Annotated in this window: 19 protein-coding genes; 14 read left to right on the top strand and 5 right to left on the bottom strand. The window is 70.6% G+C overall.

What is annotated here, in order from left to right:
* Positions 1-102: 102 nt before the first annotated feature.
* Positions 103-1,116 carry an aldo/keto reductase gene (locus ACFWNN_RS08155; RefSeq protein WP_382439167.1) on the bottom strand — a complete coding sequence of 338 codons (1,014 nt, stop codon included), beginning with the start codon at positions 1,114-1,116 and terminating at the stop codon, positions 103-105.
* A 101-nt stretch (positions 1,117-1,217) separates the two neighbouring features.
* On the opposite strand from ACFWNN_RS08155, the gene ACFWNN_RS08150 reads away from it, so the two are divergent.
* Complete coding sequence (locus tag ACFWNN_RS08150) at positions 1,218-1,772, top strand: TetR/AcrR family transcriptional regulator (protein WP_382439166.1); 555 nt, start codon at positions 1,218-1,220, stop codon at positions 1,770-1,772.
* Positions 1,773-1,774: 2 nt separating this feature from the next.
* Here the strand turns inward: ACFWNN_RS08150 and ACFWNN_RS08145 are convergent, their stop codons facing one another.
* Positions 1,775-2,698, bottom strand: coding sequence for an XdhC family protein (locus tag ACFWNN_RS08145; RefSeq protein ID WP_382439165.1), 924 nt, complete (start codon positions 2,696-2,698; stop codon positions 1,775-1,777).
* Positions 2,699-3,185: 487 nt separating this feature from the next.
* On the opposite strand from ACFWNN_RS08145, the gene ACFWNN_RS08140 reads away from it, so the two are divergent.
* From ACFWNN_RS08140 to ACFWNN_RS08130, 3 genes are all read left to right on the top strand, one after another.
* Positions 3,186-3,497, top strand: a complete 312-nt coding sequence (locus ACFWNN_RS08140) for a hypothetical protein (protein WP_382439164.1) — start codon at positions 3,186-3,188, stop codon at positions 3,495-3,497.
* Positions 3,498-3,673: 176 nt separating this feature from the next.
* Complete coding sequence (locus ACFWNN_RS08135; RefSeq protein WP_382439163.1) at positions 3,674-4,180, top strand: DUF6924 domain-containing protein; 507 nt, start codon at positions 3,674-3,676, stop codon at positions 4,178-4,180.
* Position 4,181: 1 nt separating this feature from the next.
* Entirely contained in the window at positions 4,182-4,415 is a 234-nt protein-coding gene (locus ACFWNN_RS08130) for a hypothetical protein (RefSeq protein WP_382439162.1), read from the top strand.
* 40 nt (positions 4,416-4,455) lie between these two features.
* Here ACFWNN_RS08130 and ACFWNN_RS08125 read toward each other — a convergent pair whose 3' ends face one another.
* Positions 4,456-7,482: a BTAD domain-containing putative transcriptional regulator gene (locus tag ACFWNN_RS08125; protein ID WP_382439161.1), complete on the bottom strand. Its 3,027-nt coding sequence runs from the start codon at positions 7,480-7,482 to the stop codon at positions 4,456-4,458.
* A gap of 266 nt (positions 7,483-7,748) precedes the next feature.
* Between ACFWNN_RS08125 and ACFWNN_RS08120 the strand changes: the two genes are divergently transcribed.
* On the top strand, positions 7,749-8,402 hold the full coding sequence (locus tag ACFWNN_RS08120; protein ID WP_382439160.1) for a LuxR C-terminal-related transcriptional regulator: 654 nt from the start codon (positions 7,749-7,751) through the stop codon (positions 8,400-8,402).
* Between the two features lie 95 nt (positions 8,403-8,497).
* Positions 8,498-9,205 (top strand): SAM-dependent methyltransferase, encoded by a 708-nt coding sequence (locus ACFWNN_RS08115; RefSeq protein ID WP_382439159.1) that lies wholly within the window; start codon positions 8,498-8,500, stop codon positions 9,203-9,205.
* Here the strand turns inward: ACFWNN_RS08115 and ACFWNN_RS08110 are convergent.
* The gene (locus tag ACFWNN_RS08110; RefSeq protein WP_382439158.1) at positions 9,178-9,864 is read right to left on the bottom strand and encodes a response regulator transcription factor; all 687 of its coding nucleotides are present in this window, start codon (positions 9,862-9,864) and stop codon (positions 9,178-9,180) included. The genes ACFWNN_RS08115 and ACFWNN_RS08110 overlap by 28 nt on opposite strands.
* 256 nt (positions 9,865-10,120) lie before the next feature.
* Between ACFWNN_RS08110 and ACFWNN_RS08105 the strand changes: the two genes are divergently transcribed.
* Together ACFWNN_RS08105 and ACFWNN_RS08100 are read left to right on the top strand one after the other, a co-directional pair.
* Positions 10,121-11,623 carry an aldehyde dehydrogenase gene (locus tag ACFWNN_RS08105; RefSeq protein ID WP_382439157.1) on the top strand — a complete coding sequence of 501 codons (1,503 nt, stop codon included), beginning with the start codon at positions 10,121-10,123 and terminating at the stop codon, positions 11,621-11,623.
* A gap of 40 nt (positions 11,624-11,663) precedes the next feature.
* The gene (locus tag ACFWNN_RS08100; RefSeq protein ID WP_382439156.1) at positions 11,664-12,623 is read left to right on the top strand and encodes an aldo/keto reductase; all 960 of its coding nucleotides are present in this window, start codon (positions 11,664-11,666) and stop codon (positions 12,621-12,623) included.
* A 56-nt stretch (positions 12,624-12,679) separates the two neighbouring features.
* Here the strand turns inward: ACFWNN_RS08100 and ACFWNN_RS08095 are convergent, their stop codons facing one another.
* Positions 12,680-13,483, bottom strand: a complete 804-nt coding sequence (locus ACFWNN_RS08095) for a helix-turn-helix domain-containing protein (protein ID WP_382439155.1) — start codon at positions 13,481-13,483, stop codon at positions 12,680-12,682.
* A 214-nt stretch (positions 13,484-13,697) separates the two neighbouring features.
* Here ACFWNN_RS08095 and ACFWNN_RS08090 point away from each other — a divergent pair, with 214 nt between their 5' ends.
* The 6 genes from ACFWNN_RS08090 (at position 13,698) to ACFWNN_RS08065 (ending at position 22,024) form a co-directional block, all read left to right on the top strand.
* Positions 13,698-16,466, top strand: a complete 2,769-nt coding sequence (locus ACFWNN_RS08090) for an AAA family ATPase (protein WP_382439154.1) — start codon at positions 13,698-13,700, stop codon at positions 16,464-16,466.
* 162 nt (positions 16,467-16,628) lie between these two features.
* Positions 16,629-17,564: an NADP-dependent oxidoreductase gene (locus tag ACFWNN_RS08085; protein ID WP_382439153.1), complete on the top strand. Its 936-nt coding sequence runs from the start codon at positions 16,629-16,631 to the stop codon at positions 17,562-17,564.
* A gap of 5 nt (positions 17,565-17,569) precedes the next feature.
* A complete protein-coding gene (locus ACFWNN_RS08080; RefSeq protein WP_382439152.1) occupies positions 17,570-18,010 on the top strand; it encodes an SRPBCC domain-containing protein in 441 nt (146 codons plus the stop codon).
* A 77-nt stretch (positions 18,011-18,087) separates the two neighbouring features.
* A complete protein-coding gene (locus tag ACFWNN_RS08075; protein ID WP_382439151.1) occupies positions 18,088-18,534 on the top strand; it encodes a VOC family protein in 447 nt (148 codons plus the stop codon).
* Between the two features lie 285 nt (positions 18,535-18,819).
* The gene (locus ACFWNN_RS08070; RefSeq protein WP_382439150.1) at positions 18,820-20,292 is read left to right on the top strand and encodes a trypsin-like serine protease; all 1,473 of its coding nucleotides are present in this window, start codon (positions 18,820-18,822) and stop codon (positions 20,290-20,292) included.
* A gap of 37 nt (positions 20,293-20,329) precedes the next feature.
* Positions 20,330-22,024, top strand: coding sequence for an amidohydrolase (locus tag ACFWNN_RS08065; protein ID WP_382439149.1), 1,695 nt, complete (start codon positions 20,330-20,332; stop codon positions 22,022-22,024).
* Positions 22,025-22,283 lie beyond the last annotated feature (259 nt).

The following is a 22,283-nucleotide window of genomic DNA, read 5'->3' as shown; positions in this document are numbered from 1 at the left end:
CCCAGCCCCACCTGACGGGGCACGCCGCGAATCCGGCGTGACGGGCCCGCGCCGTCGTCGCCACCTGTTCGGGTGAACCGTGAGGCGACGACGGCGCGGTCGTCAGCGGGTCGGGGTCGTGCCGTTGAACCAGTTCCGAGCCGCCACCGCCGAGCCGTGTTCGCGGTCACCGATGACCGAGATGCCTTCCATCGCGGCGATGTGGGCGTCGGTCAGCGTCACGGTGGCGGCGAGGCTGTTCTCCTCGAAGAAGCCCGGCCGGCGCGTGCCGGGGATCGGGACGACGTCGGGCGCCTTGGCCATCAGCCAGGCGAGAGCGACCTGGCCGGGGGTGGCGTCCACCTCGGCGGCGATGCCGCGCACCACGTCCACTGTGGACAGGTTCCGGTCGATGTTCTCCGCGGAGTACCAGGGCAGGCCGCGCCGGTGGTCGGTGTCCTTCAGGTCCTCGCGGGAGGTGATGGCGCCGGTGAGCGCACCGCGGCCCAGCGGGCTGTAGGGCACGATCCCGATGCCGAGCTCCCGGGTCAGCGGGAGGATCTCGTCCTCGATCCCGCGTTCCCACAACGACCACTCGGTCTGCAGCGCGGTGATCGGGTGCACCGCCGCGGCCCGGCGGATGGTGTCCGGCGCCGCCTCCGACAGGCCCAGGTGCCGGACCTTGCCCTCGGCGACGAACTCGGCCATGGCGCCGATGGTGTCCTCGATCGGCACCGTCGGGTCGACGCGGTGCTGGTAGTACAGGTCGACGTGATCGACTCCGAGGCGTCGCAGTGACCGCTCCAGTTGCTGCCGCGCGTAGGCGGGGCTGCCGTCGATGCGTGCCTCGGCCCCGCCGAAGGGGGCGGAGACGATGCCGAACTTGGTGGCGATCACGAACTCGTCGCGGCGCCCGGCGATCGCCCTTCCGATGATCTCCTCGCTGTCGCCGTAGCCGTCGGCGGTGTCGATCATCGTGACGCCCAGGTCCCCGGCGCGGTCGATGATCTGCTTCGCCACGTCGTCGGGCGAGTAGTCGCCGCTCTGGCCGTAGGGGTTGGCGAAGCTCATGGCGCCGTAGCCGACGGCGCCGGCCTCCAGGCGGTCGAGTCCGAGGAACCGGGTCGGGATGGTCATGTCTCTGCTGTCCTTCCGAAGCCGAGGAGCTATGTCCTCACCTGAGGACAAGCGTAGTCCTCAACTGAGGACATGTCACGCCCTGGGGCTACACTGGACGCGTGACCAGGGAAGACTCCGTCCGGCGGGTACGGGACGCGGAGGCGACGCAGCGGGACATCCTCGATGCCGCCATCACCGCGTTCGCCGGCAACGGCTACGACGGCGCCAGCACGCGGGACATCGGCCGGGACGCGGGCGTGGACCCCCGGCTGATCACGCGGTACTTCGGGTCGAAGGAGGCGTTGTTCGCGCGCGCGGTCGAGGAGACCTACCGGCACCCGCTGATGATGGTGCCGGGCCAGAACCGCGTGGTCGCCAAGGCGTTGCTCGACGACGCGCCGCTGGACCAGGCCAAGGGACTGCTGCTCACCATTCGCTCGGCGGGCAACGAACGGGCCGTGGAGATCATGCGCGGCCATCTCGAACGCCACTACCAGCGCGACCTCGCCGGCGCGCTGCCCGGTGCCGACGCGGTCGGCCGAGCCGCCCTGCTGATCGCCGTCTGCACCGGCGTGCAGATGCAGCGGAACGTGCTGCGCAACCAGGCGCTGCGGAACACCGACGAGCTCGTCGACCTGCTCGCCGGGGCACTGGACCTCATCGGCAACGGCTGACGTCAGCAGTGCTGCCCGGTCAGGGCGCTGCGGTGGATCGGCGTGGTGAGGATCGTCAGCGGCAGGCCGGTGCCGCCGTGCCGTACGGCGACGAGTTCGGCGGCGATCGACACCGCGGTCTCGGCGGGGCTGCGTCCGCCGAGGTCGAGGCCGACGGGGGAGTGGAGCCGGGCCAGCGACGTCTCCGGCACGCCTTCGGCGCGGAGCTTGTCCAGCCGCTCGGCGTGGGTGCGGCGGGAGCCGAGGGCGCCGACGAAGGCGACGTCCCGCGACAGGGCTTCCGCGAGAACGGGGATGTCGAACTTGGGGTCGTGGGTGAGCACGACGACGGCGGTGGACGCGTCGGTGTGCGTGGTGGCCAGGTAGCGGTGGGGCCAGTCGACGACGACTGAGTGGGCCGCGGGGAAGCGGGCCGGGGTGGCGAACACGGGGCGTGCGTCGCACACGGTCACGTGGTAGCCGAGGAAGCGGCCGATCTCGGCGACGGCGGCGGCGTGGTCGATGGCGCCGAACACCAGCAGGCGGGGTGGCGGCAGCCAGGATTCGGTGAACGTCCGGCCGTCGGCCTCGAAGCGCACAGAGAGCGGTACTCCCTCGCCGGAGGCGGTGAGGGCGGCGCGCAACGGCGGGGTGTCGCGTTGCACGAGCACGTCGAGCGAGCCGCCGCAGGTGAGGCCGACGGCGAACGCCGTGTCGTCGGAGTAGCCGAACGAGGCGAGCGCCGGCACGCCTGAGGCGAGTACCCGGCAGGCCAGGTCGTGGACCTCGGCCTCCACGCAGCCGCCGGACACGCTGCCGATCACCTCGCCGGACGGTCCCACGGCCATCGCCGCGCCGACCGGGCGGGGCGCACTGCCCCGCACGGCGACGACGGACGCGACCGCGAACCGGTCCCAGGACAGCAAAGTCGGTGCCAGATCACGCATTGAACCTCCTGGAAACCTGAGCGCGTCCGTCCGATGTGGAGCGATTGTCGTCGCGCCGAATCCGTTCCGCGAACGGCTCTTCATCTCGAACGTCCTGTTCGGAAAGCTACCGGCCGCCGGGTGGCCTGATGGCGCATCCGGTGCGAGAACCGGTGAGCCGTCGTGGACGCCGGTGATCTCACGGATGCCGGTCCGCCCGGCCTCCTGCCACCATCGGCGCGTTGCCGGAACAGGGAGCCGGCAACCCGGCGTGAGCAGACCGTGCGGGCAGATCGGTCGGCAACAACGCCGAACAGGAATTCGTCGGTGTCTGGCGCCACCGAGGCCCAGGCATCGACGAATTCTCCTGTGGTGAAACGGAGTGTTGTCTCCGAGTGCCGGAGTTCGTGACCAGGTGCGCTGACACCGGAATCGGCGTTGCTCCGCGAGCTTCCGCGTGAATAGCGTCCGTCGCGGTGTTCGACGTCTCTTCGTTGAGGGGTGTGAGATGTACAGGACCTTGACCCGGCTCACCGCGGTGGCCTTCTCGCTCGTCGCCGGCCTGGGCGTTCTGTCGGTTCCGGCTTCCGCGAGCAACGACGGAATCCAGTTCTACAAAGGGCAGCCGTGGACGTTCGTCAAGAAGTTCCCGCTCGACGGCGCCTGCCACCTCGTTCCCGCCGGGGCCGACGTCGTGGTGGCGGTCGAGGTGTCGCGGGTGTTCACCTACCGCACTTCCGACTGCACCGGTCCGGAGGGTGCGGCGGGCTTCCACAGCATCCCGGGTGTCGTCTCCTGGCGGGCTGATCTGGCCGGCTGACGCCCTGGTGCGTGGATGATCCGAGGGGGGAACCGGTTCGAGGCGGGGCCGGTTCCCCCTTCGGGCTGCCGGGAGATCTCCCCGCCGGGGGTACGAACGTGTCCGGAACCGTGAGCCGAAGTGCTGACCCGAGGAGAACGGCCCCGCGCGGCCGGAGTTCGTTGTGACCATGAGGCATGACGTCAAGGCTGCCGAGCACGCCCTGGGTGCCGGTGATCCGCACCGATTTCTCCGACCACGGTGTCTGGGCGCACGTGAAGGCCAGGATCGGCCGGGTGCCACCCGCGGGGGACGAGGCCAGGGTGACCTTTGTGGACGATCCGGCGCTCGCGGGCCGGACGGTCGCCGAGTTGCTGGCGCTCGGACCGGACCGGCTCAGCCACGCGCTGCTGCTGGTCGTCGACGAGGTCACGATCCGCTCGCGGGAGCACGCGGTCCTGGTCGTGGACCTCGGGATCGTGCCCGACGCCGCGAACCACTGGCTGGGCAGGCCCGCCGGCCGGTCGTTCCGGGCCGTTCCCGGCGCCGTCCGGTCCGTCGAGAACACTTTGACGCTCGGCCTCGCGGACTGGGACCTGCTGGCGCGCAGGGTCGATGACGACGGCGTGTACCGCGTCCGCGACCAGTCCCCGGTGAGTCCGGCGCGCCGTGGTCCCGGGCAACTCTCCCGAAAGGACGGTTGACATGGCGGTCTCGAAACCGCGGCTGGCCGAGGAGACCCTGCTGCTCGACTGTCATCGGGAGTTGACGCGGCGGCACGACCACGCCGGCGCGGAGGAGGTCGTGGACCTCCTGACCTCGATGGTGGCCTGCGAGGAGTTGGCGACGGCGGTGGAACACGACGACCGCGAGGCCATGGCGTTCCACGCGAGCCTGGTCCTGCGGAGCCTGGAGTTCGGGCCGGCGAGCTACCTGTGAGTCGGTCGCGGCCGCCCTGCTGCGGCCGCGCCCCCGCCGATCACGCCGGCGGGGGAAGCTCGTCCTGCACCCAGTGCAGGGAGCCGACCGAGTTGTTCAGGCGATCCGCCCTGTGCAGGATCGCCTCGCAGGTGGCGTGCCAGTCGCGGTCCAGCCGGTCCGCCGCCAGCAACGCGTCGACGTCCGCCAGCAGCTCCTGCTGGTCCACATCGGACGGACAGGTCAGCGACCAGATCTCGGCCAGCTCGCCGCGCAACCGCCGCAACGCCTGCCGCTGCACCAGTCCCGCCCGCTCGTGTTCTCCCGCGGCGAAGAGCATCCGCCCGAACTGGATCGACTCGATGGTCAGCTGACCCCGCCTGCTCGCCGCGTAGTTGGGGCCGGAGAACTCGTCGCCGCCGTGCTGGATCGCCAGGTTCTGCTCCATGAACCCGATGGCCGTCCGGTAGTTGCCGAGGTGCGCGTTGGCGTAGGCGAGCACGATCAGGGCGGTGGACAGGTCCTCGAAGGTGCCCAGGCGCTGGTTGCGCTCCCGGGCGACGTGGGCGGCCTCGATCGCCTCCGCGTAGCGGCCCTGCTGGAACAGGCATTTGGCGGCTGTGCTGAGCACGCCGCGTTCGAGGTCCATCCGGTTCGCCGCCGAGTAGAGCTTCCGTGCGAGCTCGATCCGTTCCAGCGCCTCGTCGTTCCGCTTGACGGCGGCCAGCACACCGACCGCCTGGCGGTGCACGTAAGCCTCCGCGAGGAGGTCGCCGACGGCCGCGAACACCGCTGCCGCGTCGTCGAGGTGGGCGAGGCACGTGGCGATGTCGTTGCTCCACCAGGCCACGCGGGCGAGCCCTCGGTGCGCGTAGCCCATGCCGCGCTGGTCGCCGGTTCGCTGAGCCGCCTGCAGCGCGATCCTGTTGCTGGAGGCCAGGTCGTCGATGCGGCCCGCCCAGTCGAGGTAGCGGCGCAGGTACCAGGTGAGGTGCCAGGCGTGTTGCTCGAACCCGATCTCGGCGGCGCGGGCGACGAGGGCCAGCACGTTCTGGTGGATGCCGTTGAACGTCGCCACGGCGGTCTGCTCGTCGAGTTCCCCGACCGGCAGCGCGCCGGCCGTGATCTCCAGCGGGGACGGCCCGTCCTCGGTGTGCGGGTCCATCCCCCTCGTGGCGGCTCGGACGAGCAACAGGCAGTGGTCGAGGAGCCTGCGGTGCGCGGCGTGGATCTCCTCGGCGGATTCGGTCTCCGCCAGCAGTTCCGCGGAGTACTCACGGATGACGTCGTGCCAGCTGTACCCGCATCCGTACGGCGTGAGCACGAACGCCGCTGCCAGCTCCTGCACCGCCGAGATGGTCTCCCTCAGGGGCTGCCCGATGAGACTGGCCGCCGCCTGCGCGGTGAACGCGGGGCCCGGCAACAGCGACAGGCACCGGAACAGCCGCGCCGCCCTGGGGGTCAGGGCGAGGTAGGACCACGACAGCAACGAGCGGAGGTCCGTGCCGGGGTCGGAGGCGCTCAGCACGTCCAGCCTGTTCTCGGCATGCTGCGTGAGCTGGCGCAGGGCGTCGCCGAGCGAGAGCCGGGGATTGCCGGCGATGCGCGCGCAGACCACCGCCAGCGCGAGGGGGAGCCGGTCGCAGATGTCCGCGATCTCCCGGACGGCCTCGGGTTCCGCCGTGACCCGGCTCGCGCCGAGCCGGGCCTTCATCAGCTCCCTGGTCTCCTCGTCGTCCATCAGATCCAGCTTGATCGCGTGCGCGCCGGTGGCGGCGACCAGCCCGGTCAGTTCGACGCGACTGGTGACGAGGGCGAGACAGCCCTTTCCGCCGGGCAGCAACGGCAGCACCTGGGAGCTCGCCCGTGCGTTGTCGAGCAGGACGAGCACCCGCCGGTCGACCAGCGCGCTGCGGTAGAGGGCCGTCAGGGCGTCCACGCTGGTGGGCCGGTTCGTCTTCGGCACACCGAGGGCGTCGAGCAGTTCGCCGAGCACCTCCTCCGGTTTCCTGGCGGAGCCGGCCTCGAAGCCGCGGAGGTTCACGTGCAGCTGACCGTCCGGATAGGACGGTGCGGCCTGGTTGGCCCAGTACACCGCGAAGGTCGTCTTGCCGACCCCCGCGGTGCCGTGCACGACCGCGACACCCGGAGCCGGTGCGGTGGCGAGCCGTTCGGTCAGGTCGTCGAGCTCGGCCTTCCTGCCGACGAACAGGGGCAGGGCGGCCGGCAGCTGCGCGGGCCTGATCGCCGGAACCTGCGGGACCGCGTCCGCGGACCTCGGCAGCAACGCGACGTCGGCGTTGAGGATGCGTTCGTGCAGCGTCCGCAGCGAGGGGCCGGGGTCCACGCCGAGCTCGTCGCGCAGGGTGAGGCGCAGCCGCTCGAACGCGGTCAACGCCTCGGCCGCGCGGTTGTCGCGGTAGAGGGCGAGCATCAGCAACTCGTGGGCGCGTTCCCGCAGCGGTTCGGCCTCGGTGATCGCGGTCAGCCGTTCCACGACCTCCGCGCTGTGGCCCAGTTCGAGTTCCAACTCGGCGAGCGTCTCGACGGTCTGGACGCCCAGGCGCTGCAGCCGCTGCCGTTCGGTCTCGGCCCACTCGCCCTGCAGGCCCGCGAGGGCGTCGTCGCGCCACTCGTCGATGGCGTCGCGCAGCAACGTCGCCGCGCCGCGCGGGTCCTCGTGCGTCCTCACCTCGACGGCCGCCTGCCGGGCCGCGAGGAAGCGCCCGAGGTCGAAAGCCTCGTCGTCGACCTTGAGCTGGTAGGCGTTGCCGACCGAGAGCAGCGGGTTCGGCGTCGCCGGGTCCGTGTCGAACACCCGGCGCAACCGGCTGATGTAGGTCCGCACCGTGCCGCGCGCGGCCTGCGGTTCGCGCTCTCCCCACAGCGCCTGGATGATCTCGGGTACCTGCACCACCCTGCCGCGGGCGAGCGCCAGCACGGCGAGGGTCAGTCGCTGCTGTGGTGACCCGAGATCCAGCTCCACCCCGTCGCGCCACGCCCGCACCGGACCGAGCACCGCCAGAGCCAGACCTCGCTCGGCAAGGGGAGGTCTCTCGCTCGCCTTGGACAGGTTGAACGAGATCATGGCCGCATGGTACGGGACGGCACGCTTGCGGACCTCTCGCGCGAAGAGCATTTCGGGCTGTGTTGGTTGCCCTTTGTGCACCGCCTGACCGGCCCGGCCGCGCAGATCGTCCGTCTCGATTCGAACACGCCTCCTGTTTCACCGCTCGCGACCTCCCGGGATTGCCCAAGCGGCTTCCGCTGACTCGTTGACAACGCGTCGACCGCACGTTGACAGAGGCGTGTTTCTCTTCGGTGCGCAATGTGTTCGGCGGCGGAGGTGCGGTGATGGGTTCCCAGGTGGTGCCGGACGGGGCGGCCGGCCCTGTTCGAGTGGCCGTGACGGTGTTGTCCGGTGACGTCGGCTGGGCCCGCGAGGTGCTGAGGACACTCGCCGGCCACGACCCGGACGTGCTGACGCCGGCAGAGCGCCGGGACGCGGACATCGTCGTGGTCCTCGCCGACCAGGTGACCGATGCCGTGGCGGAGGAGATGGCGGGCTGGGAGTACACCGGTCAGCGGATCGTGCTGGTCGCGGGCCTGCTGCGGGAGCGGTTCCTGCCGCGGCTCTTCGGGGCCGGGGTGGTGAGCGTGCTGCGCTACGGGGACGTCACGGCGCTCCAGGTGGTGCGCGCGGTGCTGGCCAGCACCGAGGGCAGGGCGGTGGTGCCCGACCAGCTCGCGCGGTGGCTGGTGGACGAGGTGCGCGCGGCGCAGAGCGGCGTGCTGATGCCTCAGGGCGTCCTGTTCAGCGGGCTCGCCGAACGCGAGGTGGAGGTGATCCGTCGGCTCGCCGACGGATACGACACGATGCGCATCGCCGAGGAGCTGAACTATTCCGAGCGCACCATCAAGAAGATCATTCAGGACGTGCTGACCCGGCTCCAGTTGCGCAACCGCGCGCACGCGGTCTCTTATGCCATGCGCGTCGGCGCCATTTGAGAAATCCTGCGGACCGGGCCATCAGGCGTCTTCATCGGTCTCCGTTTCATTGACATCGCTCCTCTGGCACAGCGCATTCTTCGGGAGGTCGCGGGATGATGGCCGCGGGTATCGGCGAGAACGCCGCCTCGGCGGCACGGCGAGTGCTGAACCTGGAACGCGCGTTTCTCACGCAGGCGGTCGATTTCATGCTCGACCGCGGCATCAGGCAGTTCCTGGACCTCGGCTGCGGGCTGCCCGGCGCGGGCAGCCCGCACGAGATGGGCGGGCTCGCCGGGCGCGCGGTCCGGGTGGTCCACGTCGACCACGACCCCGGGGTGGTCGAACGGGCGAAGCGCGTGATCGCTGACACCGAACACCGCTACCTGTTGTGCCACGACGTGACGGACGTGCCGGGGGTGATCGGCATGGCCCGGATGACCGGCATGCTCGACCTGCGCCACCCCGTCGGCGTGGTGGCGGTGGGGCTGCTGCACCTCGTCCCCGTCGTCGACCGCCTGCTGCCGCGCTACAGCGAAGAACTGGCGCTGGACAGCGTGTTCGCGGCGTCGCACCTGACGCGACGCTTCGAGGGCGGCGAGGCGGCGGAGCTCATCGGCGGTCCGACGTACCCGCGCGAACCGCGTGAGATCACCGCCATGTTCGACGGACTGCCGTTGCTGAAACCGGGAGTCGTCGCGCTTCCGCACGAGTGGGGCAAGCCGGTGCGCGGCACGGCGGCGGCGGCGGGGGTGGTGGCGGGCATCGCGGTCAAGCGGGAGCCGTTGGGGCCGGCTCAGATGGCTCCGGCCCGGATCGCGTAGGAGACGGCGTGCGCGCGGTTCTGCAGTTGCAGGCGCGTCAGCATGGTCTGGAGGATCTTCTTGATCGTCCGCTCCGAGTAGCTCAGCTTCGCGGCCACCTCGGCGGTGTCGTCGCCGTGCGAGATGTGGCGCAGCACCTCGACCTCGCGCGTGGTGAGCCCACCGGGCGCGAGGTTCTGGAAGGCGAGCAGGTCCTGCTGCGCGTGGCGGATGTCGTCGAGCAGTGAGCGGATGAGCTGCGCCGGCAACTGGGCGTGGCCGTTGTGGCAGGTGTAGATGGCACCGGCGATGCGGGCGGGGGTGGCCTCGTGGTGGCTGAGCACGCAGACGACGCCGGCCTGGATCACCCGGGAGAGGTGCCGCCGCTGCAGCGGCCCGCTCACCAGCACGATGCGCTGCCGGGGGTTCGAGGACTCCTCGCAGACGGCGAGGAGCGCGCTGACGAAGACGTCGTCCACCACGTCCGCCACGGCGAGCACCACGTCGCTGCGGTGCCGTTCCGTCGCGGCGACGATCACCAGGTCCGGGGACCCCTCCAGTGCGCACAGCACGGCGTCCGCCGCCTCGGGCGCGTTCGTGATCCATCCGACGGGGATGAAGCTGTCCGCCGCCCTTCTGGCTCTGCGCGGCTGGACGTCGACGATTTCGGGTACCTGCATGGGATCTGAGACCTCCGCTCTGTCGCGGGGCAGTACAGCAGCGCGCTGTCAACGTCGTGTTGACAGCGCATGGACGAGCCGGGAGGCGGCGCCTGGCGGCCGAACCTGGTACTGGCAGACCCAGGTTGGCCCGTACCGGGAAGTCCGGGACCTGTAGCGGATCCCCGAACCGGGAAAAGCTGAGTGAGCAAGCCGATCAGGGCCTGCCACCACCACCTTCCGCCGCAGGTGCGGAACCGGAACCCGGGAGTCTCCCATGGCGCGGATCGACGGCCTTCCGTCAGCTCTGAAGAACGCGGACCGTCTCTACATCGACGGCGAATGGGCAACGCCCTCGTCGTCAGCGACGGTGGAGATCATCGACGCCTCCACCGAACTGTCCTGGGTGGACGTCGCCGTCGCGCAGGAAGCCGACATGGCACGGGCGATCGGTGCGGCTCGGCAGGCGTTCGACCGCGGGCCCTGGCCACGGCTGCGTCCCGCCCAGCGGGCCGAGTACCTGCGGCGCATCGCGCAGGAGCTGCGTGACCGCGAGTCCGACGTGGGCCAGATCTGGCCCCGCGAGTCCGGGGTCGTCCAGAGCACGGCGACCGCGATGGCGGCCGGTGCGGGGTTCGCGTTCGACTTCTACGCCGACATGGCGTCGACGTTCGAGTTCGACGAACCCGTCCGGCCGGCGTGGGGCGGCGAGTACGGCATCATCGCGCACGAACCGGTGGGCGTGGTCGGCGCGATCGTGCCGTGGAACGCGCCGCTCGGGCTGATGGTGTGGAAGGTCGCACCCGCGTTGCTCGCCGGGTGCACGGTCGTGGTGAAGTCGGCCCGCGAAGCCCCGGGAGACGGCTATCTGCTGGCGGAGGCGGCCATGGCGGCGGGCCTGCCCGCCGGGGTCCTCAACGTCGTCACCGCGGCCGACCGGTCCGTCTCGGAGCAACTGGTGCGCGACCCGAGAGTCGACAAGATCGCGTTCACGGGATCCACCGCCGCTGGCCGCCGCATCGGGTCCATCCTCGGCGAACGCCTGGCGCACATGACTCTCGAGCTCGGCGGCAAGTCCGCGGCAGTCGTCCTCGACGACTACGACCTCGAGTCCGCCGCGAAGGAACTCGCGCTGCACCAGACCAACATCACCGGGCAGTTCTGCGCCTCCCTGTCCCGGATCATCGTGACGCGGTCCCGGCACGACGAGTTCGTCGAGGCGCTGGCGCACCACTTCGGCGCGGTCCGGGTGGGCGACCCGTTCGACCAGGAGACCCAGATGGGCCCGCTCGCGATGGCCAAGCAGCGGGACAAGGTCGCGCAGTACGTGGCCAGGGGCGTCGAGGACGGCGCGACCCTCGCGACCGGCGGTGGGCTGCCCGCCGGGCTCGACCGCGGTTTCTACTTCGAGCCCACGGTGTTCGGCAACGTCGACAACTCCTCGACCATCGCGCAGGAGGAGATCTTCGGTCCCGTGCTCGCGGTGGTGCCCGCCGACGACGAGGACCACGCGGTCGAGCTCGCCAACGACAGCATCTACGGGCTGAACTCGTCGGTGTTCACCAACGACCACGCCCGCGGCCTGGACGTCGCCCGCCGCCTGCAGGCGGGAACGGTGGGGCACAACGCCTATCGCGGCGACTTCACCATGTCGTTCGGCGGCGTCAAGCAGTCCGGCATCGGCCGCGAGGGTGGACGTGTCGGCCTCAACGCCTTCCTGGACACCAAGTCCATCATCCTCACCGCGCGCCCGGACGGCTTTCCCGAGCTCGGCGCCTGATCCAGCACACACATCCGGAACTGAAGCGAAGGACACTTCGATGCAGCAGCGCACGCTCGGCAAGCAGGGTTTGACCGTCTCCTCGATCGGTTACGGCGCAATGGGAATCAACCTCGCCTACGGGGCGAGTGACGAGAAGGGCGGTGCCGCGGCGATCCAGCGGGCCTACGACCTCGGCGTCACGTTCTTCGACACCGCGGAGATGTACGGGTGGGGTGACAACGAGAAGGTCGTCGGCCAGGCGCTCAGGTCCGTCCGCGACGACGTGGTGATCGCGACGAAGTTCGGCTTCACCCACGACTACGGCACCGACAGCCGGCCCGAGCACATCCGCGAGGTCGTGCACAACAGCCTGCGGTACCTGGGCGTCGACTCGATCGACCTGCTCTACCAGCACCGGGTCGACCCCGGCGTGCCGATCGAGGACGTCGCCGGCACGGTGAAGGAGTTCGTCGACGCGGGCAAGGTGAAGTACTTCGGGTTGTGCGAGACCGGTCCGAACACGATCCGGCGTGCGCACGCGGTGCTGCCCGTGTCCGTGCTGCAGACCGAGTACTCGTTGTTCGAGAGGGACGTCGAGCAGGTCTTCCCGGTGCTGGAGGAGCTCGGCATCGGGTTCGTGCCCTACTCGCCGCTCGGGCGCGGGTTCCTGACCGGCAACGCCCGGCCGGGCAGCGAGTACGACGCGACGGACATCCGGTCCACGGACCCGCGCTGGCAGCCGGGCAACTTCGAGAAGAACGTCGAGGCCACGCGCCGGCTCGCCGAACTCGCCCGGAGCAAGGACGCGACCGTCGCCCAGTTGGCCCTGGCCTGGCACCTCGCGCAGGGGGCGCACATCGTGCCGATCCCCGGCACGCGCAGCGCGGCGCGGGTCGAGGAGAACGTCGCCGCCGCCGCGCTCGTGCTCACCGACGAGGACCTCGACGACATCGACGGCATCCTTCCCGACGGCGGGTTCGGCGCCCGGTTCGCCGGTGACGTCCCCGTCTGGGAGTGAGCCGGCCGCTTCCGCGCCGCGCCGGAACCCCGGTGCGGCGCGGAGCCGTCCGCAGGTCAGGAGGGCTCAGGCGACAGCCGCGTCAACGCCTCCGCCGTGGCGGCGTCGGCCGGCAGGTAGGTGACGATCCGTTCGGCGCCCGTGCCGGAGCTGAGGAACTCGTAGTTCAACCGCAGCGGCCCGGCCACCGGGTGGTTGATCCGGATGATCCCGTCGCTCTTCACCTGCACGTCGTGCAACGCCCACAGCCGGGCGAACTCGGGGCTGGCCGCCTCGAGCTCGGCGACGAGGCCGACGAGCCCGGGGTTGAGCGGATCGAGGCCGCTCTCCTGGCGCAGCACCGAAACGGTGTCGGAGGCCACGGTCTCCCAGTCGGCGTAGTAGGCACGTGCGGCGGGGGACAGGAAGACGTGCCGGGCGGCGTTGCGGCCCGGGCCCGGGTACTCGGCCGGCAGCAGGGCGGTGCCGAGCCGGTTGGTGTAGAGGATCTCCTGCCACGGACCCGCGATGACCGCGGGCACCTCGCGCATCGCGTCGAGCAGGGCCCGCTTTCCCGGGCTCGCCTCCTGTGCCGCGGCCGAGGCGTCACGACGGGGCCGGGCCAGCAGCTTCAGGTGCGCCCGTGCCGTCGCGTCGAGACCCAACGCCTCCGCGATCGCCTGCAGCACCTGGTCCGAAGGGGCCTCCGCGCGTCCCTGCTCGAGCCGGACGTAGTAGTCGACGCTGACGCCGGCGAGCAGCGCCACCTCCTCCCGCCGCAGGCCGGGAACACGGCGCCGGGTGCCGGCGGCCAGACCTCGGTCCTCCGGCGCGACGCGCGCGCGGCGTGCGGTGAGGAACTTGCCGATCTCGCTGTCCACCTGGCCAGTATTTCGGGCTGGGCCCCGTTCGCGCACGTCGCCCCTGCTCTGTCTCAACAGTTGTGTTCACTTCGTGGGAAGTGTGCCCTTTGATGCCCTGAATCGGGCCTTGTCTGGATTCCGCCGGTCCTCGGCTGTTTGCTGGGGTGTCGCCCGGTCGGCTCGTGGCCTTGGGAGTTCGTTCTGTCTCAGTGCGTGGAGAAGGGAATGCGGCGTGAAACTGCAGGGGCGGCACGACCAGTGCGCGGCGCTCGCCGAGCTGCTCGACCTCGCCCGGGCCGGCACCAGTCGCGCCCTGGTCGTCGCGGGTGAGATCGGCAGCGGGAAGACGGCCCTGCTGAACTTCGTGGCCGACGCCGCGACCGGCTTCCAGGTGGTGCGCGCCGAGGGCGTCGAGTCCGAGACGGGGATGCCGTTCGCCGGACTGCACCAGCTGTGCCGGGGTCTGCTGGGTGGGCTCGGCCGCCTGCCCGAGCCCCAGCGGACGGCGTTGAACGTCGCCTTCGGCTTCGAGAAGGGCGATCGGCCCCGGCACCTGCTGATCGGCATGGCCCTGTCCGCCCTGGTGACGGACGCCGCGTCCCGGACACCGGTGCTGTGCGTCGTGGACGACGCCCAGTGGCTCGACCGGGAGACCGTGCAGGCACTGGGTTTCGTGACGCGCCGGCTCAGCGGTGAACGGATCGCGGTGGTCGTGGGAACCCGGGACGAGGGCCGGCACGGCGATCTGGAGGACCTGCCGGAGCTCCCGCTCCCGCCGCTGTCCGATGAGGACGCACGCGCGCTGCTGGCGTCGGTGCTGCCGGGCCGGCTGGACGAGCGGGTGCGCGGCCGCGTCGTCGCCGAGGCGGCCGGCAACCCCCTCGCACTGCGCGAGTTCGGGCGGAACGCGTCCTCGCTGGAGTTCGCCGGCGGATTCGGCGTACCGCAGGCGATGGAGAACCGGATCAGGCAGAGCTTCCTGCAGCGGACCGAGAAGCTGGCCGCGCCGGCGCGCCGGCTGCTGCTGTCCGAGGCGGTGCAACGCCTGCTCCTGCTCGCCGCGGCCGAGACGGTCGGCGATCCGGCGCTGCTGTCCAGGGCCGCTGGTGTCGCCGGCATCGCCGACGACGTGGTGGAAGCGGCGGAGAGCGCGGGATTGCTCCGCATCGGCACGACGGTGGCGTTCTGCCACCCGCTCGCGCGGTCCGCGGTGTACCAGGGGGCCTCGGTGGCCGAACGGCGCGCGGCACATCGAGCGCTCGCCTCGGCGGTCGACCGCGCCCGTGAACCCGACCGCTGGGCCTGGCACCTCGCTCAGGCCGCGTCCTTCCCGAACGAGGAGATCGCGGCCGCGCTGGAGGACTCGGCGCAACGGGCCCAGATCCGCGGCGGGATGGCGGCGGCCGCGGCGTTCCTCGCCCGCTCGGCCGTGCTGACGCCCGACCCCGGCCGGCGAGCGCACCGGGCGTTGTCCGCCGCGTGCGCCGCGACGGTCGTGGGAGGCGTCGAGCAGGCGTCGAGGCTGGTGGCGCTGGCCGAGGCCGAGCCGGTGAACGAGGAAATCGCCGCGAGGATCGACCTGGTGCGGGCGCGCATCGCCTTCCTCGCCCGGCGCGACCAGCACGTGGCGGACAGGTTGGTGAGTGCGGCACAACGGCTTCGGTCGTTCGATCCGGTGCTCGCGCGCGACACCTACAGGCAGGCGTTCTCGGTGGCCACCCACGCGGGGAGCCTCGCGGCCGAGGGAGGTCTGCGCGAGGTCGCGCTGGCCGTCCGGACGGCTCCCGCACCGGCCGAGCCGCAGGCCGCGGACCTGTTGACGGACGGCTTCGCCCTCTCGGTCACCGAGGATCACGCCGCCGGAGCGTCGTTGATCGACCGCGCGCTCGTCGGCATCACGGAGGCGGGCGCGGTGTCGGACACCGAACTGTGCTGGCTGACCATGGCCACGCCGGCCGCGCAGATGAGGTGGGACGCCGACGGCTGGGACCGGGTGTCCGCGCGGCACGTGCGGGTGAGCAGAACCGTCGGAGCGCTCACCACCCTGTCGACAGCGCTGAGCCAGCGGGCGGTGCTCAGCATGGTGCGCGGTGACGTGCGGGCCGCGTCGGACGTGATCGAGGATGCTCTCGCGGTGCCGAGGGGTGCGGGGGACCGGTTCGCGTACGACGTCCAGATCGCGTTGAACGCGTTGCGTGGCAACGAGTCGGCGTGCGACGAGCTGTTCCGGCGCAGCGACGGGGATCTCGCCCGCCAGGGCCGGATCGTGGAGCCGATCTTCGTCCACTGGGCGGCCGCCGTGCTGTACAACGGATTCGGCCGCTACGAAGACGCCCTCGCCAGGGCGCGGCCCGCCGCCGAGTTCCTCGACGAACCCGTGTACTCGGTCTGGACGTGCGCCGAACTGGTGGAGGCGGCGATCCGGTGCGGGCGGCGGAGTTCCGTGCCGGCAGCGCTCGCCCGGCTCAGTGAGAGCACGCGGGCGAGCGGCACCGACTGGGCGCTGGGGATCGAGAAGTCCGCGCGGGCACTGACCCTCGAAGGCGACGCGGCCGAGACGCTCTACCGCGAGGCCGTCGACCACCTCGGCGACGCCGGGATGAGGTTTCCGCTCGCCCGGACCCAGCTGCTCTACGGAGAATGGCTGCGCAGGAACCACCGCCGCAGAGACGCGCGCGAGCAGCTCCAGGCGGCCCGCGACCACTTCGCCGGCATCGAGGCCGCCGGGTTCGCCGAGCGTGCGACGCGGGAGCTCCGCGCCGCCGGCGACCGGACGCAGAACCGCTCGGGCACGCTCACCGAGCAGGAGCACCAGATCGCCGTGCTGGCAGGCGCCGGACTGTCCAATCCGGACATCGCCGCCCAGCTCTACATCAGCAGGCGCACAGTCGAGTACCACCTCGGCAAGATCTTCGCCAAGCTCGCCATCCCGTCACGCGCCCAGCTCGGTGAGGCGTTGGCGGCCATCGGTCCGTCCCCGGAACCGCAGCCTTCTCGCTGACCTCGCCGCCCGCCTGAATTGATGCCTCCAGAGCATCAGCGGTTCACCAGACAGTCATTGCCGCGGCTGTGGCCCGCTGGTCAACTTGGTGGTGTTCCTCCCCGGCGGTGAAATCCGCGAGGGACTTCGAGTTCGAATCAGGTGGAAAGAGAAGTTGGAGCGATGAAGGCTGTCCAGTACCGGAGTTTCGGTGGACCCGAGGTTCTCGAGATCACCGACGTTCCGGATCCGAAGAAGTTCCACGACCTCGTTCTCGTGCGCATCGAGGCCGCGGGCCTGAACCCGGCGGACCTGGGTTTCCAGAGCGGGCTCGCGGACGCACTCGTGGATTCGCACTTCCCGGTGACCCCGGGCTGGGATCTCGCCGGTGTCGTCGAGTGGAGCGGCGCCACGACGACGGGATTCGTGCCCGGCGACGAGGTGATCGGGTTCGTGCGCAACAAGGCCCAGCACTACGGCACCTACGCGGAGAAGATCACGGCCGAACCGCGCCAGCTCCTCCGCAAGCCGGCGAACCTCACCTGGGCGCAGGCCGCCGGGCTGCCGGTCGCGGGGCTGACCGCCTACCAGGCGATCGTGCAGGCCCTGAAGGTGACCGCGGGCGACGTCGTGCTGGTGCACGGTGCCGCGGGTGGGGTCGGCCACCTCGCCGTTCAGATCGCGGTGGCGCGCGGCGCACAGGTGATCGGGACGGGTTCGGAAGCCAGCCAGACCTTCATCGAGTCCCTGGGCGCCACGGCCGTGCGGTACGGCGCCGAGCTCACCGAGCAGGTGCGCGAGCTCGCCCCGGACGGCGTCGACGCCGTCCTCGACGCCGCGGGCCGCGGTTCGCTGGCCACGACGCGCGAGGTGGCTCGGGCCGACGCACGGGTCGCGACTCTCACGGGCGCCGTCGCCGACCACCCCGGAACCATCGACGTCGGCATGAACCCCGAACGGGGTGGCTTCGCGGAACTGGTGGAACTCGTCGAGCAGGGCGCGGTCACCGTGCACGTCGACCACGTCTTCCCGCTCGACGAGGCCGCGCACGCCCAGCAGTTGCTCGCGGGCGGCCATGCGCGCGGAAAGATCGTTCTGCAGATTCGCGAAGAGGTGTGAGAAACGTGTCCGAAAACCCAGTGATCACCGCCGTCACCGACATCCCCGCCTCCCCGGACCGGGTCTGGCGGGAACTGACGGATTTCGCCGGATACGCGTCCTGGCACCCCGCACTGCGATTCGTCGACGTGCCGGAGTCCGTCGCCACCGGAACTCGGTTGCGTGCCGAGGTCAGGACGGGGAACGGCAACGACGGCGAGTACGAGTTCACCGTCCTGCACTTCGAGGAATCCCGTCTGCTGGTCTGGGAGGCCGGGATTCCCGGCGTGCTGGTCGGACGGCATTCCTTCGCCGTCGAGCCGCACGACGGCGGGACGCGGTTCACGGACTCCGAGGAGTTCTCCGGTTCGGCCGCGGTCAACGCCGTCGAACCGGGCCGGGCCCGGTTGGAGAAGGACTACGCAGGCTACGGCGAGGCGCTGAAGGCGCGCGTCGGGTCGGGTTGAAGGCCGAACCCGTGCACGGGCTTCGGTGTGGTCGTCCCGGGACGTCGTCGGTCCCCCATCTCGGACAGAGGAGAACAGTGCGCATCCACCACGTCTGCGTGACGGTCAGCGACCTCGACCGGTCGCTGCCGTTCTACCAGGACCTGCTGGGGTTCAAGGACATCGTGCTCGACACGACCCTGCCGGGGGAGTTGTTCGACGCCGCCACGCTCGACGACATCGTCGGCACCGAGAACGCGGCGACGCGGGTCGTGCTCGTGGCCGACGAGTCCGGCACCGTGCTGGAACTCCAGCAGGCGTCGCACCCGCGCACCGTCAGGACTCCTGACGAGTACCTGGGCTTCGGCGCGTCGGGTCTGAGGGTGCTGGCGCTGGCGGTCACGGGCATCGAGGAGTTCTTCCAGCGGGTCAAGGACGCCGGTTGCAGGACTCAGACCGACTACATCATGTCCGCGATGCCGGGACACCAGACCTTCATGTTCTACGACCCCGACGGCACGCTCATCCAGGTCGTCGAAGACTAGAACGCGCAAGCCGGGCAAGGCAACGGCACGGCCGCGTCCGGACCACGGAGACCACTCTCCGCGGTCCGGGCGCGGCCGTGCCTTTCTGCATGGGCACCTTCCCGATAGTCCACTGTGGACTTTGCCGTGCTCGTCTGGAGAGCACGTTGCCGGGCAACGCGATCCGCGGATGACAAATGGGGAGCTGATCGGGTGCGCCGGGGGAAGTCCCGCGAAAGTCTTGAACCCGCGCCTTCCTCACGACGTGTTGCGAGTGATTCACCCCATCATCGAGGAGGAAATCCTGTGCGGTCCCAACGAAAACTGGGAATGCTCGTCCTCTCGCTGCCGATCGTCGGCGTGCTGACCGCCGCGGTGCTGACGGCGATGCCCACCGAGGCGGTGTCACCCTCGCTCGCCGGCCTGAACACCAGTGCCGGTCCCCGGACCGGTCCCGCGCTCGACACCGCCGCCGTGCGGGAGTCGATCGACTACCTCACCCGGACCTACCGGGTCGACGAGCGGGAGGCGGTGCGCCGGCTGGAGCTGCAGAACACGGCGAACGAGCTGGAAGCCACGTTGAAACGCGAGGCACCGGACGAGTACGGCGGTATGTGGCTCGACCAGGAGGCCGGGGGAAAGCTCGTCGTGACGATGACGAACTCGGCTGCCGCGCTGCGGCACGTCGACGCGGCGGCCGACCGCGCCCACATCGAGGTGCGCACCGTTCCGAACGCACTGGCGGCCTTGTGGAAGATCAGGGACCTGATCGGCGAGCAGGTCGGCGAGGGGCCGGATTCGGTGTACCTGCCGGCCGTCAGCGAGACCGAGAACCGCGTCGTGGTGTGGGAGCGCTCGTGGCTCAGGCCAAGTCAGCCGTCGACGCGCTCGTTCGTTCCGGCCGAGCCCGGGATGGTGTCGACGAAGGTGCTGCCGAAGCCGGTTCAGTTCGCCGGTGCCCAAGGTCCCTGTCTTCCGCTCCAGTGCGCGTACGACGGTCCGATGCGGGGCGGGCTGCGGCTCGACCTGAAGCGTGACGACGGCACCGTCGGCGGCTGCACCAGCGGGTTCAACCTGCGCTCGACCGGTGGTGCGTTCCCCGGTGTGCCCTGGGTGCTCACCGCCGGTCACTGCATGGCCACCAAGACCAACAACGCGCCCACCCGGCACGCCGGTCAGCCGGTCCTGAACCAGCACGGCATCGAGAAGAACTCCTACCCCTTCGACTACGCCGCCGTGCAGTACGTCGACGTCGCCACCGCGGGCCGGTGGCTGGAAAGCCAGTCGCAGCGCAACCTGGTGCTCTCGCGCTGCTTCAACGGCGGTCTGGACAGCAACGCCGACACCCCGTGCGGCCCGCAGGAGCAGTCGCGGAACCAGGAGATCACCAAGGTCACGCCGCTGGCCGCGGTCAAGACCGGCTCGATCGTGTGCGCGTCGGGTTCGGGTTCCAGCAAGGCCGACTTCCCCGACTCGGTGGACAGCGGCGCGGGCGCCGGTTACCTCCCCGGAACCCGCTGCGGCCGGGTGGTCTCGACCGACGTCGGCATCAACACCGACGTCTGCGCCCGCGCCGGTGACAGCGGTGGCCCGCTGTTCAGCCAGCTCGACAAGGCCGCGCTCGGCATCCTCGAGGGCAGCCAGCAGGCCCGAACGGGGGCGTGCCAGCCGGGCGAGCTCAACAACTACGCCCCGCTCTCGACGATTCTCGAAGACCTCAGCGCGCGCCAGGCGAGCGGCGGTTCGGTCTTCACCGTGATCACGACTCCGCGGGGCTGATCCGCCCTGCTCGACCGACCAGATCGAAGAGGTTCTCGTGAACTATCAGGTCAACCGCCGCAAGGTGCTCCAGGCGTTCGGTGCCGCCGGTGCCGCGAGCGCGGCCGCCATGTACGCGGCGGATCCCGTGCTCGGCGCCACCCTGGGATACGACGAGTCGATCGGCGTCGACCCGGCGAGGTACGTCGCTCCGACGGGGATCGCGACGGACAGCGACGGCAAGACGACCGCGTTGAACTGGCTGCGCGACCACGGCGGCGAGGTCACCGGGCTTTCGGACCGGATCTGGCAGCACGCCGAACTGTCGTTGCGGGAGTGGAACTCCGCGTGGGACAGCGCGGAGCTGCTGAAGCGGCACGGTTTCACGATCGAGTGGGGCACGGGCGGCTTCCCGGCGGCCTTCACCGCGACGTTCGGCTCGGGCAAGCCGGTGCTCGGGTTCAACGCCGAGTACGACGCGTTGCCCGGCCTGTCCCAGAAGGCGGGGGTGGCCAAGCACGATCCTCTCGTCTACAACCACGACGCCTACGGCCCCACGTACGGTCCCGGTCACGGCGACGCGCACAACGTGCTCGGTGCGGGCAGCATCGGCGCGGCGATCGCGGTGAGCAAGGCGATCAGGCAGAACAACCTGCCCGGCACCCTCAAGGTGTTCGGCTCCAGCGGCGAAGAGCAGTTGGTGGGCAAGGCGTACGGCGCCAAGGCCGGCGTCTACAGAGGACTTGACGCCTACCTGGACTGGCACCCCCTCACCGCGACGCTGACCGACTGGGGCACCACGTCCGCGCTGATGTCCGCAACGTTCACGTTCCTGGGGGCCGCCGGCCACGGAGGCAGCCCGCTGGGCAACAAGAGCGGCCTGGACGGGGCGTTGCTCATGGCCACGATGAGCGAGTACCTGCGCGAGAAGAACGTGGCGCAGTCCGGCCGGTTCCACTACTCGATCATCAACGGTGGCGGTGCTCCCAACGTCACCCCGGACATGTGCTCCATCTGGTTCTTCATCCGCGAAGGCAGTCCGGCCCGCGCCCAGGTGCTCTACGACAAGATCGTCGAGTGCGCGAAGGCGGCGGCGCAGGCCAGTCAGACCCGTCTGGTGCACAAGTTCCACTCCGGCGTGTGGAACGCGCTGGGCAACAAGGCCGCCGCCGAGGTCGTTCACGACAACATGGTCAAGATCGGCCCTCCGGTGTTCACCGCCGCGGACCACGACCTCGCGAAGGCGTTGCAGCGTGCGCTCGGACGGCCGGAGGTGGGCATGTCGACCACGATCGTGCCGCTGACCGCGCCGGCACCGGTGTTCCTGGGAGGCCCCTCGACCGACGCGGCCGACGTGAGCTGGCAGGCGCCGAAGGTGACCGCGCTGGTGGCGACGTTCCCGGTCGGCGTGCCGCACCACAACTGGGCGGTGTCCGCGGTCGCGTCGACGAACATCGGTCACCAGGCGGCGTTGTCGGCGGCGCGGTACCTGGCGGCCACGTCGATCGATCTGCTCACCCAGCCGCAGGTGCTGGCGCGGGTGAAGGAGGAGTTCGTCGCCCGCACCGCGCCGGCGGGCTGGAAGAGCATGATCCCCGACGGCGTGCAGCAGCCGCTCTACCAGCCGCCCGCCGACTTCCTGGCGCGCACCGGTCAGACGTTCCCGCCCGCGGGGATCACCTGGCCCGTGCCGCAGATCGTGGCCCAGGAACAACTCGGTACGACCGGTCCGGCGTTGCCACCGGTGAGTTAGCGCGACGCGCTCGTTCCCGACCTGAGCCCTGCCGAGACGCGAACTGTGTTTCCAACGCCCGAAAAGGCAGGGATCACGGCACTTCGGCTGCCTCCGGGCCGCTGAGGTGAAAGCTATCTTCGAATCAAGCGGAAAACACGCATTCAAGTGGGAGAAAGCCATGCCTGAAAACAAGATCGAGCGATTTCGCACCCTGAACCCCGCGCGGCCGATCCAGCAGCCGCCGTTCCGGGCCTGACACCTTGCAGCGGGTCGCCCG

This window comes from Lentzea sp. NPDC058450 (assembly GCF_042721395.1).
Taxonomy (GTDB): Bacteria; Actinomycetota; Actinomycetes; order Mycobacteriales; family Pseudonocardiaceae; genus Lentzea.
This window is presented reverse-complemented; position numbering and strand designations above follow the sequence as displayed.

Excerpts from the sequence above, each read along its gene's own strand:
- ACFWNN_RS08100 (WP_382439156.1), top strand. The coding sequence starts at position 11,664 with ATGCAGCAGCGCACGCTCGGCAAGCAGGGTTTGACCGTCTCCTCGATC.
- ACFWNN_RS08140 (WP_382439164.1), top strand. The coding sequence starts at position 3,186 with ATGTACAGGACCTTGACCCGGCTCACCGCGGTGGCCTTCTCGCTCGTC.
- ACFWNN_RS08130 (WP_382439162.1), top strand. The coding sequence starts at position 4,182 with ATGGCGGTCTCGAAACCGCGGCTGGCCGAGGAGACCCTGCTGCTCGAC.
- ACFWNN_RS08120 (WP_382439160.1), top strand. The coding sequence starts at position 7,749 with ATGGGTTCCCAGGTGGTGCCGGACGGGGCGGCCGGCCCTGTTCGAGTG.
- ACFWNN_RS08135 (WP_382439163.1), top strand. The coding sequence starts at position 3,674 with ATGACGTCAAGGCTGCCGAGCACGCCCTGGGTGCCGGTGATCCGCACC.
- ACFWNN_RS08145 (WP_382439165.1), bottom strand. The coding sequence starts at position 2,698 with ATGCGTGATCTGGCACCGACTTTGCTGTCCTGGGACCGGTTCGCGGTC.
- ACFWNN_RS08125 (WP_382439161.1), bottom strand. The coding sequence starts at position 7,482 with ATGATCTCGTTCAACCTGTCCAAGGCGAGCGAGAGACCTCCCCTTGCC.
- ACFWNN_RS08105 (WP_382439157.1), top strand. The coding sequence starts at position 10,121 with ATGGCGCGGATCGACGGCCTTCCGTCAGCTCTGAAGAACGCGGACCGT.
- ACFWNN_RS08115 (WP_382439159.1), top strand. The coding sequence starts at position 8,498 with ATGATGGCCGCGGGTATCGGCGAGAACGCCGCCTCGGCGGCACGGCGA.
- ACFWNN_RS08155 (WP_382439167.1), bottom strand. The coding sequence starts at position 1,116 with ATGACCATCCCGACCCGGTTCCTCGGACTCGACCGCCTGGAGGCCGGC.
- ACFWNN_RS08110 (WP_382439158.1), bottom strand. The coding sequence starts at position 9,864 with ATGCAGGTACCCGAAATCGTCGACGTCCAGCCGCGCAGAGCCAGAAGG.
- ACFWNN_RS08085 (WP_382439153.1), top strand. The coding sequence starts at position 16,629 with ATGAAGGCTGTCCAGTACCGGAGTTTCGGTGGACCCGAGGTTCTCGAG.